Annotated in this window: 15 protein-coding genes and 1 pseudogene; 12 read left to right on the top strand and 4 right to left on the bottom strand. The window is 58.6% G+C overall.

Annotated elements, in window-relative coordinates:
* Positions 1–10: 10 nt before the first annotated feature.
* The 5 genes from ACX3M4_RS03325 (at position 11) to ACX3M4_RS03305 (ending at position 6,635) form a co-directional block, all read left to right on the top strand.
* Positions 11–1,447 carry a M81 family metallopeptidase gene (locus ACX3M4_RS03325; protein ID WP_459357178.1) on the top strand — a complete coding sequence of 479 codons (1,437 nt, stop codon included), beginning with the start codon at positions 11–13 and terminating at the stop codon, positions 1,445–1,447.
* A gap of 931 nt (positions 1,448–2,378) precedes the next feature.
* Positions 2,379–2,978: a hypothetical protein gene (locus ACX3M4_RS03320; protein ID WP_459357177.1), complete on the top strand. Its 600-nt coding sequence runs from the start codon at positions 2,379–2,381 to the stop codon at positions 2,976–2,978.
* A gap of 261 nt (positions 2,979–3,239) precedes the next feature.
* Positions 3,240–4,538, top strand: coding sequence for an NAD(P)/FAD-dependent oxidoreductase (locus tag ACX3M4_RS03315; protein ID WP_459357176.1), 1,299 nt, complete (start codon positions 3,240–3,242; stop codon positions 4,536–4,538).
* Positions 4,535–5,386 carry a DUF1365 domain-containing protein gene (locus ACX3M4_RS03310; RefSeq protein WP_459357175.1) on the top strand — a complete coding sequence of 284 codons (852 nt, stop codon included), beginning with the start codon at positions 4,535–4,537 and terminating at the stop codon, positions 5,384–5,386. The genes ACX3M4_RS03315 and ACX3M4_RS03310 overlap by 4 nt, the downstream gene beginning before the upstream one ends.
* Positions 5,387–5,405: 19 nt before the next feature.
* Positions 5,406–6,635: a class I SAM-dependent methyltransferase gene (locus ACX3M4_RS03305; protein ID WP_459357174.1), complete on the top strand. Its 1,230-nt coding sequence runs from the start codon at positions 5,406–5,408 to the stop codon at positions 6,633–6,635.
* A gap of 35 nt (positions 6,636–6,670) precedes the next feature.
* Here ACX3M4_RS03305 and ACX3M4_RS03300 read toward each other — a convergent pair whose 3' ends face one another.
* Positions 6,671–7,477, bottom strand: coding sequence for an SDR family NAD(P)-dependent oxidoreductase (locus ACX3M4_RS03300; RefSeq protein WP_459357173.1), 807 nt, complete (start codon positions 7,475–7,477; stop codon positions 6,671–6,673).
* Between the two features lie 57 nt (positions 7,478–7,534).
* The gene (locus ACX3M4_RS03295; RefSeq protein WP_459357172.1) at positions 7,535–8,191 is read right to left on the bottom strand and encodes a ChrR family anti-sigma-E factor; all 657 of its coding nucleotides are present in this window, start codon (positions 8,189–8,191) and stop codon (positions 7,535–7,537) included.
* A 315-nt stretch (positions 8,192–8,506) separates the two neighbouring features.
* Between ACX3M4_RS03295 and ACX3M4_RS03290 the strand changes: the two genes are divergently transcribed.
* The 3 genes from ACX3M4_RS03290 (at position 8,507) to ACX3M4_RS03280 (ending at position 11,932) form a co-directional block, all read left to right on the top strand.
* Positions 8,507–9,541, top strand: a complete 1,035-nt coding sequence (locus tag ACX3M4_RS03290; protein ID WP_459357171.1) for a cysteine synthase A — start codon at positions 8,507–8,509, stop codon at positions 9,539–9,541.
* Positions 9,542–9,567: 26 nt separating this feature from the next.
* Complete coding sequence (cls, locus tag ACX3M4_RS03285; protein ID WP_459357170.1) at positions 9,568–11,082, top strand: cardiolipin synthase; 1,515 nt, start codon at positions 9,568–9,570, stop codon at positions 11,080–11,082.
* Between the two features lie 205 nt (positions 11,083–11,287).
* Positions 11,288–11,932 carry a LysE family translocator gene (locus tag ACX3M4_RS03280; protein WP_459357169.1) on the top strand — a complete coding sequence of 215 codons (645 nt, stop codon included), beginning with the start codon at positions 11,288–11,290 and terminating at the stop codon, positions 11,930–11,932.
* A 46-nt stretch (positions 11,933–11,978) separates the two neighbouring features.
* On the opposite strand, the gene ACX3M4_RS03275 is transcribed toward ACX3M4_RS03280, so the two are convergent.
* Positions 11,979–12,116 carry a helix-turn-helix domain-containing protein gene (locus tag ACX3M4_RS03275; protein WP_459357168.1) on the bottom strand — a complete coding sequence of 46 codons (138 nt, stop codon included), beginning with the start codon at positions 12,114–12,116 and terminating at the stop codon, positions 11,979–11,981.
* Positions 12,100–13,038 (bottom strand): hypothetical protein, encoded by a 939-nt coding sequence (locus tag ACX3M4_RS03270; RefSeq protein WP_459357167.1) that lies wholly within the window; start codon positions 13,036–13,038, stop codon positions 12,100–12,102. The genes ACX3M4_RS03275 and ACX3M4_RS03270 overlap by 17 nt, the downstream gene beginning before the upstream one ends.
* Positions 13,039–13,131: 93 nt before the next feature.
* Here ACX3M4_RS03270 and ACX3M4_RS03265 point away from each other — a divergent pair, with 93 nt between their 5' ends.
* The 4 genes and pseudogenes from ACX3M4_RS03265 (at position 13,132) to sseA (ending at position 15,784) form a co-directional block, all read left to right on the top strand.
* The gene (locus ACX3M4_RS03265) at positions 13,132–13,557 is read left to right on the top strand and encodes a hypothetical protein (RefSeq protein ID WP_459357166.1); all 426 of its coding nucleotides are present in this window, start codon (positions 13,132–13,134) and stop codon (positions 13,555–13,557) included.
* 149 nt (positions 13,558–13,706) lie between these two features.
* Positions 13,707–14,423, top strand: a pseudogene (locus ACX3M4_RS03260) (alanyl-tRNA editing protein).
* A 32-nt stretch (positions 14,424–14,455) separates the two neighbouring features.
* Positions 14,456–14,929, top strand: coding sequence for a GFA family protein (locus ACX3M4_RS03255; protein ID WP_459357165.1), 474 nt, complete (start codon positions 14,456–14,458; stop codon positions 14,927–14,929).
* A 9-nt stretch (positions 14,930–14,938) separates the two neighbouring features.
* A complete protein-coding gene (gene sseA, locus ACX3M4_RS03250) occupies positions 14,939–15,784 on the top strand; it encodes a 3-mercaptopyruvate sulfurtransferase (protein ID WP_459357164.1) in 846 nt (281 codons plus the stop codon).
* The last annotated feature ends 15 nt before the right edge of the window (positions 15,785–15,799 follow it).

Here is a 15,799-nt window from a genome sequence, read left to right as displayed (position 1 = left end):
GGAGGGGCAGATGAGAATTGCGGTTGGCGGCATTCACACCGAATGCAGCACCTACTCTCCGCTGTTGCAAACCGTGGAGGATTTTCAGGTGACACGCGGCGACGCGATGCTGACGCAGGTAGGCGTTGGTGGCAACCGTTTCCCAGACGCAACCTTCCAGCCCCTCTTCCATGCCCGCTCCATTCCAGGCGGACCGGTGTCACCGGAGTGCTACAATACGTTCAAGGCGAGCTTTCTGACGGAACTGGAAGCCTCCCTTCCACTGGACGGCGTGCTTCTGATCATGCATGGCGCCATGCATGTTCCGGGGATGGTGGATGTGGAAGGAGACTGGATTTCTGCCGTTCGCGAACTGGTCGGACAGGAGGTGCCGATCGCGGTCAGCTACGATCTTCATGGCAACGTGACCCAGGCAATCCTCGACCGGATCGACATCTTCTGTGCCTATCGCACGGCACCGCATATCGATGTGCTGGAGACCCATTTACGAGCGGCTGAAAACCTTGTCGACCAGCTGCGTGGAGGAAAGCAGCGGTCCGTTGCCTGGGTTCCCGTACCGGTTCTGCTGCCGGGTGAACGTACCAGCACCAAAGTCGAGCCTGCCGCGTCGCTCTACCGGGAGCTGTCGGAGTATGACCGCTTGCCCGGTGTTACCGACGCCAATCTGATGATTGGATATGTCTGGGCGGACACGGAAAGAGCAACAGCCGCGGCTGTCGTCACCGGAACAGACCCGACTGCAATTTTGGCGGCAGCAAGCAAGATCGCCACGTCCTATTGGACGGCTCGCTCTGCCTTTGCATTCGATGTTCCCACCGGCTCCCTTCAATCGTCCCTGGACGACGCCGAGGCGGTGACAACTTTTCCCTTTGTACTTGCCGACAGTGGAGACAATCCGACCGGCGGAGGTGTCGGCGACCGGTGTGATGTGTTGCAGGCCTGGCTCCAGCGCGGGTTGGGAGACGCGGTATTCGCCGGCATAGCCGATCCATTAGCGGTCGACGATGCCTGGTCAGCGACTGACGGCTCCCTCCTCCATCTGACTATTGGTGGCGCGCTTGGCAGCAATTGTCCGAGGGTGAGTGCGGAGGCCCTCGTCCTCAAGCGGCTCGGCTCAAGTCAGAAAGGGGACAGAGAGGTCCTCATCGGGATCGGCAGCAACAGGGTAATCCTGACCGAGCGCCGCCGGCCGTTTCACGCTCTGGACGACTTCAGGCGCTTTGGTATCGAGCCCCTTGAAGCGCGCTACCTGGTGGTCAAATCGGGGTATCTGTCGCCGGAACTTGCCCCGATCGCCAATCCGGCCCGAATGGCGCTCAGCGCCGGGGCGGTCAACCAGGATATCGAAGCGCTGGCCAACGAGAAGCGGCCCGGACCTTGCTTTCCGTTTCAACGGAATTTCGACTGGCCCCCCGTTCCGAGGCTTTCGGCGAGAGGCTGGAGATGATGACCGAACCAGGTCTGACGCGCAGCAGAAGACTTCCTTGAATCGATCTGGCCGTGTTGGTCACTTATCTCCGATGCGGGTTGGCCGGGAAACGGACCTTATTGAAGAAGTCGCAAGGACTTAAGCAAACTATTTACGCTTTGCGCAAGATTTGTCCGATTTAATTTAAGTGACCGAAATAAGGCAAATACAGACTATCTGTGCCACATTTTCCAGTATTATCATGGCTTTAGATGTGAATTGTCCGAAGAATTCCGAGACTGCCTGTTACATCCCTGTCATTAATGACAAGGTTGAATATGACTGGTCGCTCAGTATCAAATTCTCCAAATATGATAACGACCGCACAAAACTGCGGATCTCAGGTTCCGGATCCGGCAAAAGCGGCGCACAGCCAGAACAAATCAAATCTGGCACATCGGATTTCGGCACGCGGCCCCATCGACAGTGGCGAGATCGGAAAAGCTCCATCGGTTGGCTAACCGGTGGAGCTTTTCACGTCTGACGGCCAAGTGGACTGCGCAAAATCAGACCGATCACGGAACCTTCACGGCACTTATTTGTTTATAGAAGAAGGTTTTCACGCTGCAGAACCGCTCCAATTTGCACCAAAAACCGATGCATATCGGTCACAGTCAAGAAATTTACCCTACGGACACTGGTAGATTTGACGATGCAGATTCGATCACGTTGCGGTGAAAGACCTTGAAGTTAAGCCTTGACACCACACTTCTTACCGAAAAGTAACCGGATATGCCCAAATTTGTGATCTTTGTTACACCCATTGGGGAGATTGTGGTGCGATAATGGCGAAATCGTGACTGCGCAAACGGGGCGCTTAGGCACAACAGGTCGAAAAGTGTCCGAAAAGGACCAGGATTTTAGACCCCGGGCGTAGTGAATGAAGTTGTATCAGCCTTGGGAGGCGTACATGCAACGGAATATGAAAGCTGGAAGTCTTGCGCTTGGCCTCATCCTCGCCCTGGCGGGAAGCGCATCTGCGGCCCCTTTGCCTCAGGAAACGGTAACGTTGCCAGAGGACCGTCTCGCGGTCACAGTTGCGTCTGCATCCCAGGACCAGACGGACCCGCTGGAAAGTGAACTCACGATATGGGTGGGCGAAATCGAGCTCGATGGCCGGAAGACCATCTGGGTCGAACTGATCGATTCCTACGGCGAAGTTATTTACGACTCCGAAGTCAGCAAGAACGAAACCCATCTGTTGCCGGATGGCCGTGCGGTTGTCGTGCGGGCCATGGACCAGGAAAATCTGGTTGCGGGCAAGGATGAGTCCAGACTGGTCACCGAAGGCGCTTTGACCGTCACCCGCCGCGTCGTAAATGACGGCGCGCTCGCGACGACTGTTGAGCTCATCGAAACTGGAGACCGGCCGGAACAGAAGCGCGGTACCATGCTACAGGTCGCGGATTTTGGCGACATGGTCTGGCAGAAGGTCGTCGCCTTCTTCGATGCAGCCCGGTCCCGCATGCAAATCGCCTGGAATTGGCTTGTCGACACATTGCAGGCCTAAGAACTCGCAAGCTGGGTGAAACAATACTCCCGCCATCCGGCGATCCGCCGGATCAGCGGGGGATTGCCCCGTCACTAGGCGGCCGCAACAGCTCTGAGAAGAGCTGATCCACAGTTGTGGACCCATTCCCAAAAAATCAAAAAATTCATCGACATGCGTGATCCGCGCCGAACCACGTGGCGTATCCGGTCCAGTGCGTGTGCACGGACGATTTCATTGGCGAGGGCCTCGACAGGCGTTTGCTGTGCCAAAGGATAGACAATGCGGATTGCCGTGATCGGCTCCGGGATTTCCGGAAACAGTGCTGCCTGGGCTCTAAGTGGCCGGCATGACGTGGTGCTTTACGAAAAGCGGATGCGGCCCGGCGGGCACAGCGCCACCGTTGATATCGACTATGACGGTACGCCTCTCTCTGTGGACACGGGCTTCATAGTCTATAACGAACTCAACTACCCCAATTTCACTGCCCTTCTCGATCATCTGGGTGTCGCAAGCGAAATCAGCGACATGAGTTTCGGGCTTTCTGCCGACCGGGGCAAACTTGAATGGTCCGGCAACTCGCTGGACGCGATCTTTGCGCAGAGGCGAAACCTCGTCTCGCCACGCTTCCTGCGCATGCTGCGGGACATCTTCCGCTTCAACAAGAAGGCTGTCGAGGATCTGAAGGCTGGCAGGCTCACGGGGGTGACGCTCGGCGGCTACCTTGACCACGAAAGGTACTCTTCCGGGTTCATCAACGATTACCTCCTGGCGATGGGCGCAGCCATCTGGTCGACACCGATCAACGAGATGCGGGATTATCCTGCGGAGAGTTTCATTGCCTTCTTCGAGAACCATCGGCTGCTCTCCTTCGACCGGCCACTGTGGCGAACGATTTCCGGTGGCAGCCGCTCCTATGTCGACCGACTTATCGCCTCCTTCAGGGACAAGGTGCGTCTTGGAACACCGGTTGCCGACATCCGACGCGAAAACGGACAAGTCATCGTTCGTGACATCAATGGACACACCGACGTCTTCGACCAGGTGATCCTTGCCAGCCATACGGACCAAAGCCTTGCCATGCTCGGCGATGCGAGCCCGCAGGAGCGGGAAATCCTCGGCTCCATCCGATACCGGCCGAATGAGGTCTATCTGCACCGGGACGAGACCCTCATGCCGTGCTCAAAACGTGTATGGTCGTCCTGGAACTACATGTCCGACCGGGATCATGGCGAGACCCGGGACGTAACCGTCAGCTACTGGATGAACCGGCTACAGAACATCGATCATTCCAAACCGGTTTTCGTGACGCTGAACCCGTACAAGGCACCGCGCGCAGAAAAGACTTTTGCCAAGTTCATCTACGATCATCCGCAATTCGATGCCAACGCCCTTGCAGCCAAACGTCGCTTGTTAGAAATCCAGGGCGTAAACAACACCTGGTTTTGCGGAGCCTGGCGCGGCCATGGTTTCCATGAGGACGGCCTGGCATCCGGGCTCGACATTGCCAGATCGCTCGGTGCCCGAATACCGTGGGACCGGCAACACGCACACGCCCCCTTGCTCGAGGCTGCAGAATGACGGCAAGACCGACCAACCGCCTCTGCGACAACGGCCCGCTCCCTCGGGAAGCGGCAACACTTTATCCGGGCACGGTGATGCACCAGCGCATGAAACCGCGGTCGCATCGTTTCTCCTATTCCGTCTTCTCGCTGCTGATCGATCTGGACAGGTTGAAGGAAGCCAGCCGAATGAGCCGGCTTTTTTCGGTCAACCGGTTCAATCTTCTGTCTTTTCACGAAAGCGACCACGGCCTGCGCGACGGTTCCAGTCTCCGGCGCCACGTGGAAACGCTTCTGGCAGGGAAACAGCTGGCACCACCTGCCCGCATCCTTCTCCTGGCCTATCCGCGACTGCTGGGTTATGGCTTCAACCCTCTCAGCGTTTACTACGCCTATGACCCGCAGGACCGGCTCTTCGCGTTGGTCTACGAGGTGCGCAACACCTTCGGAGGGTTGCATACCTATGTTGCACCGGTTCGCCCCGAACAGGAAAGCGACGCCGGCATCCGTCAGGATCAGCGAAAGGAATTCTACGTCTCTCCCTTTGTTTCGATGGAGCAGCACTATTTCTTCCGCATGCTGCCGCCCGGCGATACCGTGCGCGTCCGCATTCTGGAGAAGGACAGCACCGGACCACTCTTGTCGGCGACATTTTCGGGCCGCCGGTCTCCCTTTACGAGCAAGACTCTGCTGCGCGAATGTGTTCGCGTACCGCTTCTCACTTTCAAGGTAATCGGCGCCATTCACTGGGAGGCCTTTAAAATCTGGCGCAAGCGTGTACCATTTCATCCACGGCCCGAAAATGATGCATTGGATCACGGGTCAGACCGGAACGGCCTCCAGGCGCCGCTGGTTTCAAACAAATGACATTTCAAGAGGTTCTGCCATGAGTGAGCCGATTGTTCTGACACACGAAACCCTTCGGACAGCTTTGACGGGAGTACCCCGGTTGGCGCGCCTCGCGGCCAGCCTTGCCGTCAACATCAGGTTCGGGACGCTAAACATTCATTTCCCCGACGGCCGTGTCTTCCGCATCGAGGGAACGGACCCCGGTCCCGCAGCGGTTCTGAAGATCCACAATTGGCGTTTCTTCCGCATGGTCGTGCAGGCTGGCGACGTCGGCGTCGGCGAAGCCTTCATGGCCGGTTACTGGTCGTCACCGGATGTCACCACGTTCCTTGAACTCTTCTGCAAAAACCAGGAATCGACCTTGCGGGCGCTCCAGGGCCGGCCGTTCACCCGGTTCCTGCTGTCGATCCGCCATTGGCTCAATGCCAACACAAGGAAAGGTTCGAAGCGGAACATCTCCGCCCATTACGATCTCGGCAATGCCTTTTACCGGGAGTGGCTCGACCCCTCGATGACCTATTCCTCGGCCATCTACAGCAACGAAACCAACAATCTGGAACAGGCGCAGGCCGCGAAATACGCTTCGCTGGTGCGTCAGACCGGCATCCAACCGAACCATCAGGTGCTTGAGATCGGTTGCGGCTGGGGCGGCTTTGCAGAGCATGTCGCCAGGACGGTCGGTGCACATGTACGTGCACTCACCATTTCCCGGGAACAGTTCGACTATGCGAGGGAACGCATCTTCAAGGCGGGCCTCACTGAAAAGGTCGATGTGGTCTTCCAGGACTATCGCGACGAGCGGGGTGTTTTCGACAGAATCGCCTCGATCGAGATGTTCGAGGCGGTGGGTGAAAAATACTGGCCGACCTATTTTCAGCAATTGTCGCGCTGCCTCAAACCAGGCGGACGCGCCGGGTTGCAGATCATCACGATCCAGGACCGGATGTTCGACGACTACAGGCGGGGAACCGACTTCATCCAGCGCTACATTTTCCCCGGCGGCATGCTGCCACCACCAGGGCGGCTTGCAGATATCGGCCGCTCTCTCGGCCTGCAGCTTACGGACCAGACGATCTTCGGCCAGGACTATGCCCGTACGCTTGCAGAGTGGCGTCAGCGCTTCCGCCAGGCCTGGCCGCAAATCAGCCCCATGGGCTTCGACGAACGCTTCAAACGTCTGTGGGAATTCTACCTGCACTACTGCGAGGCCGGTTTCCGCTCCGGCAATATCGACGTGCGCCAGATGGTCTATGAAAAAACGGCCTGATCAGGCACTTTTATGAACACATCGAACAGGCCGGTCTATCCGGCCTGTTTCTTATTCCAGCCAGTGGACCGGGCAACAAGCGGGAAATAGAACCGGTCCGGGAGCAATTTCAACAACTTCAGCTGACGGACAAACGCCTTTGGAAAGCTGATTTCGAAGCGGCTTGGATGCTGCAAGCCCTTGCGGATTTCGCTGACAGCATCTGCCACTGGCAGAAGATTCGGCATCGGGAACGGGTTGTTCTTGGTCGCCGGCGTATCGACGAAACCCGGGCAGACGAGTTGAATTCGGATGCCGGCGAGGTCGAGGTCGAACTTGAGAGATTCCACCAGGTTGATCAGCCCGGCCTTGGTCGCGCCATAGGCGGCAGACGTTGGCAAACCACGGTAGCCTGCCACCGAGGAAACGACCGCGATCTGCCCCCTGCCCGCTGTTTTCATGGCTGCAATGGCCGGCAGAAGCACATTGACCGTTCCCATCAGGTTGACGTCAAAACTCGTCCGGTAAGCGTCAGCGTCACCGGCGAGCCCGTCCTGCGGAAAATAAAGACCCGCATTGGCAACGACCAACGCAATCCCGCCCAGATCCTCGCCAATTGTCCGGCAATGAGAACCCATAAGCGACGTGTCGGTTACGTCGCCTGGAAAGGCATGAATTGAACCGGGAAGAACCCGCGCGTTCTGGGCAAGCTCCTGGAGCGCCGTCACCGCACGGGCAGTAACAGCAACGCGCCAGCCGGACGCGGCAAGATCAAGGGCCAGTGCCCGGCCAATGCCGGAACTCGCACCCGTGATCCAGGCACATCCGTCCTTGGGGTCGGCGACGTAGAGTTTTTTCGGCAAATTGGCCTCCCGGAGTTTTCGTCCGTTTACGCGGCCAGGTCCGGGACTGGATCTAAATCAGCGAAGGAACGGGTCGAACCAGCGTCCGACAGGGCCGGTCAGCTGCAGCCGCCCGGCCGTCACCGCAAAGCAGATGCAGTCTTCGCCGTCATCTGCGATGGGCTTGTGATCGATTTCGCCGTCGGCAAAAGCGACGTCTCCCGCAACGTAGTGGCCGTCTTCATCGGAAAAACCGCCTTTGAGCACGAGAGTCAGCTCGGTGCCGTGGTGCGTATGCGACGGCATCGCCCGGCCGGCACGCACCCACAGCAGGCTGCTGCTGCAGCCATCGATGTCTCCGAACTTGCATTCCTTGACACCCGGCAGCAGCGTCTTCCAGGGCAGGCTAGTCATGGACGGGCCAATGATGCCACGCAAGGGTGCCGGTACGTCGGCGTCTTCGTCGCCGGAATCCGAAGCAGAAACGACATTGTCGTTGTCGCCGCCTTCGGCACCGCTGAATATAGCGTCCAGCACGCTCTCCCGGTCCGACATCGGAATCGGTTGACTGTCCTCGAGCGCAACACCGGCGAGCGTTTCCAGCGAGCACACGAACCCCCTGTTCTGACCGCTCATCTCTAGATGTGCACCGACAAGCGCCTGCGCCGGATAGGTCAAGTTCCCGGCCGCGTACCCGGCCAGTAGCTCGTCCATGCCGGTCACATTCTTTTCCATCACTGCTCTCATCAAAGGCCAGATTCCCAAGTTGCCCTATCGCCGATACGTCAGGCAACCCGGTTCGGATCATCACTTACACCAGAATAGCCTGAAATAGAATTTCTATCCCGCAACCGGGAGGAACATCACATGCCGCATTTTTTCCACTACGGGGAAAAGTCCCCCGAATGGCGGTACGGATGCTGGCATTCCCCCCTTGAAGCCTTACATTGCAGCCTTGATCAAGATCTCCCGGACCTTTAGCGTCCTGGGCTCATCAGATTTCATCTGGCCGGCAATCGCAATCGGTCCAGATCAGTCAGGAAAAAATAGATGTCTGTGTCCGCTTCTGTTGTCGATGCGATCGGGAACACGCCCCTTATCCGCCTGAAAGCCCTGTCGGAGGAAACCGGCTGCGAAATCCTCGGCAAGGCCGAGTTCATGAACCCCGGCCAGTCGGTCAAGGACCGCCCCGCCCGCCAGATGATCCTGGAAGCCGAAGCGCGTGGCGATCTGAAGCCCGGCGGTGTCATCGTGGAAGGCACGGCCGGAAATACCGGAATCGGCCTGGCCCTCGTTGCCAGTGCGCGCGGCTACAGAACCGTCATAGTCATCCCCGAAACCCAGACCCAGGAAAAGAAGGACATGCTGCGCCTGTGTGGCGCAGAGCTCCTGGAAGTTCCCGCCAAGCCCTTCTCCGACCCGAACAACTACCAGCATGTCGCCCGCCGTCTTGCCGAGGGACTGGCCCGCACGGAGCCTAACGGCGCCATCTTCGCCGACCAGTGGAACAACCTCGACAACCGAAAGGCTCATTATCTGACCACCGGCCCGGAAATCTTGGCCCAGACCGGCGGCCGGATCGACGGGTTCATCTGCGCAGTCGGCTCCGGCGGCACGCTCGCCGGTGTTTCCACCTATCTTCAGGAAAACAAGCCCGGCATCGTCATCGGTTGCGCCGATCCGCAAGGAGCAGCGATGCAGTCCCTGTTCACGACCGGCAAGGCTGTAGCCTCCGAAGGCGGCTCGATCTCCGAAGGGATCGGTCTTGGCCGCAGCACGCCGATCGTCGGCGATCTGAAGATCGATCACGCCTACACCATTTCGGATGAAGAGGCCCTGCCGCTTGTCTTCGATCTCGCCCAGAACGAAGGCCTGCTTCTGGGCGGCTCGACTGCGATCAATCTCGCGGGCGCCCGGCGACTGGCGCGTGAACTCGGCCCGGGAAAAACCATCGTGACGATCCTCTGCGATCACGGCACGCGGTCACAGTCGAAGCTCTACAATCCTGAATTCCTGCGGTCCAAGAACCTGCCTGTGCCTGTCTGGCTGGAACGGCAGGTCACCCTCAAGGCCCCCTTCGCCTGAGAGCCGGCTTGAGGATCTGAACCACCATGGACCCCGAAGATCCGACACTCGCACATGATGGCGCTGCTGCAGAAGCGGTGATCCGGGATGCTGTGACGGATGCCGGGGTCCTGGACGTGATGGCAAACAACCTCGGGCTGGTCGCGGCTTTCGTTGCGGCCATGTATCTGACGGCCGGCATCTGTGCCGTGAGAGAGGTGATGAATTCCAGGACCTCGCAGGGCTCCGTTGCCTGGCTGCTGTCCCTCTTCTTCATGCCCTACCTGACCGTGCCGCTCTATTTCGTTTTCGGCTGGCGGTCATTTTCCGATTACGCCCGTATCCAGGCAACACTCGGCCGGGCCGAACGTGCAAGGCGGGCCGATGAACTCGGCCTGACGGATCACGAGGAAACCCGCGATTGGCCGGTTCTGTCACGGGTGGCCGGAGTGCCTTTCCTGGCAGGCAACAAGGCAGAACTGCTGATCGATGGCGAGGCCACCTTCTCCGCCATCAAGAAAGCCATCGCCGAAGCCCGCAGTGTCGTCTTCTTCCAGTTCTTTGCCATACATGATGATGAGCTTGGCCGAGACATCGCGGATGCCCTGATCGCGAAAGCAAGCGAAGGCGTCAAGGTCTACTTTCTCTATGACGATGTCGGCAGCCACTCACTGTCGCGCGAGTTCCTTGGCCGGCTGATCGAGGCCGGGGTCAGGGTCTGCGGCTTCAATCAGAACCACAAGTTTCTGCGGCTGCTCGGGCCGATGCGGCTGAATTACCGCAATCACCGCAAGCTTGTCGTGGTGGATTACCAGGTGACATTTGTCGGCGGCCACAATGTCGCCGACCAGTATGTCGGCCGCGACGCCTGGTTCGGACATTGGCGCGACACTCATGTGCGTGTGGAAGGTCCCGCAGCAGTTGCCTGCTCGTTGTCCTTTGTGGAGGACTGGCTGTGGGCGAGCGGCGAACGGATCGACGTGCCGCAGGTGGGTGAGATCGCGATGCCGGGAGACGAATCCGTCCTGGTGATGCCCACCGGCCCGGCGGACAAACTCGAGGAATGCGCCCTTGCCTTCGTCGAAACGGCCGCCCGCGCACGCAAGCGGTTCTGGATCACCACCCCCTATCTGGTCCCCTCCCTCGACGTTCAGACCGCTCTCTGCTCGGCCGCCATGCGCGGTGTCGATGTACGGGTGCTGATGCCTGAAAAGCGCGATCACTGGACCGTCTGGCTCGCCAGCCACGCTTACGAAGACACGCTGGTCCAGCGCGGGGTCAAGGTCTACCGCTACACCGACGGCTTCCTGCATCAGAAAGTCACTCTGATGGACGACGATCTGGTCTCCATCGGGACAGTGAACTTCGACAACCGTTCGTTCCAGATCAATTTCGAGCTGACGCTCTGGTTCACCCATCAGCGCATGATCGCCAATGTCGAGACGATGCTGGAGACGGACTTCCAGAATTCCAGGCTGACCTGGCCAGATGCCTTCCAGTCCCGCAGCTATGTGTTTCGCGTGCTGGCACAGGGCGCAAGACTGCTGTCGCCCATCCTTTGATCTCGCCCCGCGGTGTGACAAGTCCTTTGGTTGTACCGGTTAACAAACTGGCGACCGCTCCCCGGGTATTTGGTTGCATGCTCCTGAGGGCTCAAAGAGCCGGGGACGCCACCTGCGGCTCACGCTTTGTCTTGTCCGTCACTGGCAAGTCCGGTTTCGATGATCTAAAGAGGAATGGTATCGAATTACCGGAACCCGGCAGATCATGACCTTCCTCCCCGACACCGCCACACTCCTCGCCTTCACGGCCGCCGCCCTCGTCCTCACTTTCACACCAGGGCCCGACATGACTTTGTTCATGAGCAAGACCCTGACACAGGGCCGAGGTGCAGGACTTGCGGCAGTCCTTGGAGCTGCCTGCGGACTGGTCGTGCACACGGTTCTGGCGGCTGTCGGTGTTTCGGCCCTGCTTTCAGCCTCGGCACTTGCCTTCACCCTCCTGAAAATCGTTGGAGCCGGTTATCTGATCTGGCTGGCGATCCAGTCGGTAAGGCATGGGTCAAGCTTGACGCTCGAGGCTGGCAAGTCAGCGCGGCAGCCGTTTCATCGGGTCTGGTTGCAGGCCATGGGGGTCAATATTCTCAATCCGAAGATCGTATTGTTCTTCGTGACATTCCTGCCCCAGTTCGTCAGCGTGAGCGACCCGAACGCAACTGGAAAGTTGATGTTCCTGGGCTTCTATTTCGTGCTGCTCGGCATGCCGATCTGTGTGCTCATGGTCTTGGGAGCAAGTGCCTTTGCACGCTTCCTGAAATCCTCGCCAAAAATCATGAAGGCTTTCGATTGGGCCTTCGCCGGCATCATGGGAACATTTGCGCTGAAGCTGCTGGTCGCACGAGCAAATAACTGACCTGGAGGGCTATCCTGTCCCTTAAGGCATCATCCGTTCTTTAAGTTCACCCGGCCAGAAGATTCCTCAGACCGGACGGTGTGATCTGAGCCATCCTGCGGAAGTCGCGGGACATGTGATGCCTGTCCGAATATGCGGCCCGGAAAGCGATCTCGTCGAGTGACGCCTTACCGGCGGCCAGCATGACGGTAGCCTTCGAACCTTGCAAGACGGCCATAACCGACATTGGCCTCATTCAGCCGGCGTGACAAACTGCGTGCAGACAAACCCAGGCCGGCAGCAGTCGCGGCAAGTGTCGGATGATCACCTTCCGCAGCATCAAGCGCTCCGACGACACGGCCAACTAGACGGTTGAGGCCAAGCTGATGTGCCCCCTGCACAAGATGATTGAGCGCCAGGCCTCGCTCTGGTGGTTTCAGACGGAACTCTCCGGTCAGGGCTGGTGCCTCATCGGAAAGCACGATGACAAGATCGCTGTCGAAGGCGATATGATTGCCCACAAAGGTCCCGAACCGGAAGACTGGATGGGTCGCCCCGCTCCGTGCCACTGACCAAACGCTATGCACTTCAACTCCCGCGCTTTCCAGCGTCCCGAGGGCAACGCCCCCAAGCATTGCGGGACCGAAAGGTCGTTGATTGGCAGGACGTACCGCATGGGGGGACAACACCAGCGCCTTCGCGCAATCTACTGCAATGAAGTCCTGAGACCTGGTACCGGAGGGAAAGCGGATCTCGGACTGCATTGCCAAAACGCCAGACCATCGTCGGACAAGATCGGTCACTGTCGGAGCGCTTGTCAGGACATGGCTGATAACATCGAACCCGGTTGGACGACCGAGCGCACGGGACAGCTCGAAGACGGCACCGCAACCGCGTGCGCTGTGAAGAAGGCCGACACGGCTTAGTGGATCCGGCTTAGCAACTTCCGGTCCCTTTTGGCAGAAGACCTCGGGATAGCGCATTTGCGCCAGCTTGACGAAATTCCTTAGCCACCAGTTCCAATAAGCGGAATAGGCTTCTCCAAGTGGCTCGTTGACACTTTCACGTGCGGGCGCGCTCGTTGAGTAACGCAGCGGTTCCGATGAAATTTTGGCGTCGATATTCACGGCCCTTCCCTTGGCGCTGAGGCAGGATGCGGAGCACCTTGGAAACAAAACCAAGGGTTTAGATTTATTGCAAGCATCGAAACCGAGGGGATCATGATCACGAGGAAAATCAACCAGGCCGGTCTTGGCCTATTGCCGCTGACAGCATTCTTTGCAAGCGGCATCGCGCAGGCGGATCCTGCCAATCTGTCAGCATCAGAAATCAACACCATGATGTCGGGCAATTCCATCCATGGGTTCTTTCCCGACGGTGTCACAGAGTATCGCCAGAACAACCACGAAGACGGTATCGCCGTTGTCGTGGTCAAGGGCGACAAGATCCGTAACATCCCCTGGGAAGCCGTAGAGATCGAAGGCAAGGGACACTATTGCGAGGACTGGAGCGGTGATGGCTGGGGCAAGCTGTGCTTTACGGTTACCCGAGAGGAGAAGACCAAACCGGTGTTTACCAACGCCAAGGGAAAGGCGAACACTCAGAACTGGTCTGAGGGATTTGTCGATCTGAACTTCGCCGACTAACGCCGACTTTGCATTAATTGCCTGTGCCCGCGGACCATGGTCTGCGGGCTTCGTCGTTGGGACCCGGCCTCGCTTTCCGTTCAATTAGGCCTTGCGCCGTTCGCGGATCGTTGCTCAATTCGGCTCTGCAAACCACCTGGAGACCGCTGATGACAACGCCCCTGTTTCGCGACGATGCCTATCTTCGAACGTGCGAAGCCAAGGTGGTGAAAATCAACGAACGCGGCGCTATCCTTCTGGACAGGACAGTCTTTTACGCGACAGGTGGTGGCCAGCCGGGCGACTGAGGCGCCCTGGAACTGGAAGACGGCAGCAGGATTGAAATTGCCACGACAGTCTTTGACGAAGACAAGACCTCCATTGTGCATGTACCCGCAGAAGGACAACAGCTCCCGGCCGAAGGAGCCGTCGTCATCGCGCATGTCGATTGGCAGAGGCGCTATCGCTTGATGCGAATGCATACAGCCCTTCACCTCTTGTCCGTTGCCCTGCCCTTTCCTGTGACCGGCGGCCAGATCGGCGATACTGAAGGCCGGCTCGATTTTGACGTCGGCGACGAAACCATCGACAAGGAAAGGCTGCTGGAGGAGCTCAATTCGCTTGCATCGGGCGATCATGCGGTGACGACAGAGTGGATCACCGATGAGGAACTGGACGCCAATCCCGGTCTCGTCAAAACCATGTCGGTTAAGCCCCCGCGCGGATCGGGCCGGGTTCGTCTGGTGCGGATCGGAGGCGATGTCGACTTGCAGCCCTGCGGCGGGACCCATGTCAGCCGCACCTCCGAAATCGGGCAGCTTGAGCTCGGCAAGATCGAGAACAAAGGAAAGCAGAACCGCCGTGTACGTATCCGCCTGACGGATTGACGTGGAACACCCTCGGCAACCTGGAGGGAAAGATGAAATTGTCGGGAAGCTGTCAATGCGGGGCCGTTGGTTTTGAAGTGGAGAGCCACGCCCCCTATCCCTATATGCGCTGCTATTGCTCCATCTGCCGCAAGGTCGGCGGCAGCGGCGGCTATGCGATCAATCTCATGGGTGACGCCGGCAGTCTCAAGATCCGCGGTGTGGAATGCAAAGCCGTGATGCAGGCTGACGTCGACGGCAAGACCAGTCCAGCCGAACGTCATTTCTGCAAGTCGTGCGGCTCACATCTGTGGGTCTTTGATCCGCGCTGGCCGCATCTTGTTCATCCCCACGCCGGTGCTATCGATAGCCCCTTGCCAACACCGCCTGAGATTGTCCATATCATGCTGGAATTCAAGCCGGACTGGGTCGATGTTCCGGAAGGTCCAGGGCATGTGCACTATCAGGGCTATCCGGAGCTATCCATTGAGGATTGGCACAAATCCAAGGGACTTTTGGAGAGTTAAGGAAAGCACATGACCGACCACCCGCTCGTTTCGACCCAATGGCTGTCCGATCATCTCTCATCACCGGACCTTGTGGTGATCAACGCCTGGATGCCGCCGGTCACCCATCCGGACGCTCCCGCTGTCTATCCGAATGCGCATATTCCAGGCGCGGTGTTCTTCGACGTCAATGAGATTTGCGACAAGTCCTCCAGCTTGCCGCATATGCTGCCGGCGCCGCACATCTTTTCATCCGCCATGCGCAAGCTCGGTGTCGGCGACGGCCAAACGCTGGTCGTCTATGACGATTTCGATTTCTATTCCGCGCCCCGCGTCTGGTGGACATTGAAAGTCATGGGTGCACAAAGGGTCTATGTGCTCGATGGCGGCTTTCCTAAATGGCGTGCGGAAGGCCGGCCTTTCGATGACGACCTGCCGCGCCGGGTGGAAAGCCATTTCACCTCGCGATTGAACCATGGTGCCGTTGCCGATCTCGATCATGTCCGCGAAACCATCGCATCAGGCAACCGTCAGATCCTGGACGCGCGATCCGCAGACCGCTTTTCCGGCGAAGCGCCGGAACCGCGCGCGGGACTGCACAAGGGGCATATGCCCACGGCTTTGAACCTGCCCTTCACGAACCTTATTTCCGCCGACGGGACCTTCCTGCCGAAGGACCAGCTCGAGGAAGCTTACCGCGCAGCAGGTGTGGATCTGGACAGACCAGTGACCACCACCTGCGGTTCCGGTGTTACGGCTGCCATCCTCACCCTCGGTCTGACGGCTCTCGGTGTACGAGATCTTGCTCTCTATGACGGCTCATGGGCCGAATGGGGTGGCCGGGACGACACGGAAATTGCCACCGGCCCGGCTTAGGGTCACTAGGTTCTC

It is taken from the genome of Roseibium sp. M-1 (assembly GCF_054515675.1).
This window is presented reverse-complemented; position numbering and strand designations above follow the sequence as displayed.

Bases quoted from the DNA above. Each gene is read 5' to 3' on its own strand.
- ACX3M4_RS03325 (WP_459357178.1), top strand. From the start codon at position 11: ATGAGAATTGCGGTTGGCGGCATTCACACCGAATGCAGCACCTACTCT.
- ACX3M4_RS03320 (WP_459357177.1), top strand. From the start codon at position 2,379: ATGCAACGGAATATGAAAGCTGGAAGTCTTGCGCTTGGCCTCATCCTC.
- ACX3M4_RS03315 (WP_459357176.1), top strand. From the start codon at position 3,240: ATGCGGATTGCCGTGATCGGCTCCGGGATTTCCGGAAACAGTGCTGCC.
- ACX3M4_RS03310 (WP_459357175.1), top strand. From the start codon at position 4,535: ATGACGGCAAGACCGACCAACCGCCTCTGCGACAACGGCCCGCTCCCT.
- ACX3M4_RS03305 (WP_459357174.1), top strand. From the start codon at position 5,406: ATGAGTGAGCCGATTGTTCTGACACACGAAACCCTTCGGACAGCTTTG.
- ACX3M4_RS03295 (WP_459357172.1), bottom strand. From the start codon at position 8,191: ATGGAAAAGAATGTGACCGGCATGGACGAGCTACTGGCCGGGTACGCG.
- ACX3M4_RS03290 (WP_459357171.1), top strand. From the start codon at position 8,507: ATGTCTGTGTCCGCTTCTGTTGTCGATGCGATCGGGAACACGCCCCTT.
- cls (WP_459357170.1), top strand. From the start codon at position 9,568: ATGGACCCCGAAGATCCGACACTCGCACATGATGGCGCTGCTGCAGAA.
- ACX3M4_RS03280 (WP_459357169.1), top strand. From the start codon at position 11,288: ATGACCTTCCTCCCCGACACCGCCACACTCCTCGCCTTCACGGCCGCC.
- ACX3M4_RS03275 (WP_459357168.1), bottom strand. From the start codon at position 12,116: ATGCTGGCCGCCGGTAAGGCGTCACTCGACGAGATCGCTTTCCGGGCC.
- ACX3M4_RS03265 (WP_459357166.1), top strand. From the start codon at position 13,132: ATGATCACGAGGAAAATCAACCAGGCCGGTCTTGGCCTATTGCCGCTG.
- ACX3M4_RS03255 (WP_459357165.1), top strand. From the start codon at position 14,456: ATGAAATTGTCGGGAAGCTGTCAATGCGGGGCCGTTGGTTTTGAAGTG.
- sseA (WP_459357164.1), top strand. From the start codon at position 14,939: ATGACCGACCACCCGCTCGTTTCGACCCAATGGCTGTCCGATCATCTC.